Source organism: Pseudonocardia pini, from assembly GCF_013870575.1.
In the GTDB taxonomy this organism is placed as follows: domain Bacteria; phylum Actinomycetota; class Actinomycetes; order Mycobacteriales; family Pseudonocardiaceae; genus Pseudonocardia; species Pseudonocardia pini.
Map to the genome: position 1 here is coordinate 1 of NZ_JACBXB010000888.1, position 2,058 is coordinate 2,058.

Sequence of the window (2,058 nt, forward strand, 5' to 3'; positions counted from 1 at the left end):
CGGCGGGGTCGTCGGCGTCGTCGTGATCATCGTGGTGTGGTGGGTCGCGTCGCTGACCCTCTACCAGGGCAGCGGGGCGATCCCGACGCCGCCGAGCGTCGTCGCGAAGTTCTTCGACGCGGACCAGTGGTCCGCCACCCTGAACAACGCGGCGGGCACGGTCGGGTCCGCGGGCCTCGGCTACCTCTGGGGCAACCTCGGGGCCATCGTGCTGGCCGTCATCGTGCTGCTCGCGCCGCCGCTCGAGGCGCTCGCCAACCAGATCGCCGTCGTGACCTACTGCATCCCGCTGGTCGCCGTGGGCCCGGTCATCGTGATCGTGTCCGGGCGGGACGCGCCCTCCGGGGCGTCGGTCGTGCTGGCGGCGCTCAGCTGCTTCTTCACCACGGCCGTGGGCGCCCTGCTCGGTCTCCGCGCCGCGCCGCGCACCAGCATCGACCTGATCAAGGCCTACGGCGGCGGCACGTGGACCTCGCTGCGCAAGGTGCAGCTGATCTCCGCGCTGCCCGCGCTGTTCGCCGCGTTGAAGATCGCCGCTCCCGCGGCGTTCCTCGGCGCGATCCTCGCCGAGTACCTCGGCAGCGGCGGCGACTCCACGTTGGGCCGGGCGATCATCGCGGCCCAGACCCAGGCGGACGCTCCGCAGCTCTGGTACCTGGCCCTGGTCAGCGGGATCATCTCCGGCGTCGGGTTCGTCGTGGTCGGGTTGGTCGCGCGGCTGGTCACGCCGTGGACCTCGGGTGGAGACGTTCCGGCAGGGGGCAAGTGATGGCCGAGTCGACCATGAGCACGGCCGTCGAGGACCGGTCCGGAGCCCCCGACACGACCGGGCGGACCACGTCAACGGTGAGCGGGGCCGCCACGTCCCGGGCGATCGCCCGCAAGGCCGGACGCGCGGTCGTCACCATCGTCGTCGCGCTGGTGGTGCTGGCCCTGCTGTGGCAGGCCCTGCTGCTGGTCTTCGACGTGTCCGAGTTCGTCGGGAAGTCGCCGATGGACGTGTTCCAGTACCTCTTCGCGAGCGATCCGCCGCGGGGGGTGCGGCCCGCGTCGATGAGCGCGGAACAGGCCCGCGCGGAGTCCTTCGGCGCGCTCGGGAACACGTTGCTCAACGCGTTGATCGGCTTCGTGTCCGGCATGGTCATCGCGACCGCGGTCGCCATCGCCTTCGTGCTGTGGAAGCCGGTGGAGTTCGCGTTCATGCCGATCGCGATGCTGCTGCGCTCGGTGCCCCTGGTCGCGATGGCCCCGCTGCTGCTGCTGATCTTCGGCCAGGGCAAGCTCGGGATCGCGATCATCGCCGCGATCGTCGTGCTGTTCCCGGTGCTGGTGAACGTCGTGGTCGGGCTGAACTCGGCCTCGCCACAGTCCCTCGACCTCATCTCGGTCAACGGCGGGTCGGCGCTGACCGCGCTGGTCAAGGTGCGGATCCCCTCGGCGCTGCCGGAGTTCCTGGCGTCCATGCGAATCTCGGTGCCGGGTGCGTTCGTCGGCGCGATGCTGGCCGAGTGGCTGGTCGGGTTCAGCGGCATGGGCGGCGTGCTGTCCGGCTACCGCGGGGCGGGGAACTACGGCGGAGTCTGGACGATCGTGACGCTGTCCGTGGTCGCGAGCATCGTCCTCTACGAGGTCGCCACGGTGTTCGAGGCCTGGGTGCTGAGCAAGTGGGGCCCCAACGCCGGCGTCTCCGCAGGCTGACCGAGCGACAACGAACGGCACTCTCGCTCAGACCCACTGAGCGAGAGTGCCGTTCGCTCGTGTCAGGGGCGGCGGACGCGGGCCAGGGCGGCCTGGATCGGGCCCGGGTCGAGGTCGGTGCCGCGGGCGGCGACGTAGTTGTCCGGGCGGATCAGCAGGGTCAGGCCGTCCTCGGCGCCGTAGGCCGCCTGGAACCCGCCCTCGTCGTCGTACACGGTGGTCGTGGCGGTCGTGGGCGCCACCTGGCCCGGGGCGAGGACGGCCACCACGTCGACGTCGGTGAAGGCGGCCGCGGCCTTGTCCACCTGTGCCGCGGTCTCCGGCGAGGCGGCGTAGAGCAGCACCACGTGCCGCGGGGTG

General features: G+C 71.6%; 2 protein-coding genes and 1 pseudogene. 2 read left to right on the forward strand and 1 reads right to left on the reverse strand.

The window, feature by feature from the left end; genetic code table 11:
* Together H5J29_RS30400 and H5J29_RS30405 are read left to right on the forward strand one after the other, a co-directional pair.
* The coding region (locus tag H5J29_RS30400; RefSeq protein WP_181784391.1) for an ABC transporter permease at positions 1-769 on the forward strand (769 nt) is incomplete at its 5' end.
* Entirely contained in the window at positions 769-1,698 is a 930-nt protein-coding gene (locus H5J29_RS30405) for an ABC transporter permease (protein ID WP_181784392.1), read from the forward strand. The genes H5J29_RS30400 and H5J29_RS30405, both read left to right, overlap by 1 nt.
* Positions 1,699-1,760: 62 nt before the next feature.
* Here the strand turns inward: H5J29_RS30405 and H5J29_RS30410 are convergent.
* Positions 1,761-2,058 (reverse strand): annotated as a pseudogene (locus H5J29_RS30410) (pentachlorophenol monooxygenase); the annotation flags it as partial.

Excerpts from the sequence above, each read along its gene's own strand:
- H5J29_RS30405 (WP_181784392.1), top strand. The coding sequence starts at position 769 with ATGGCCGAGTCGACCATGAGCACGGCCGTCGAGGACCGGTCCGGAGCC.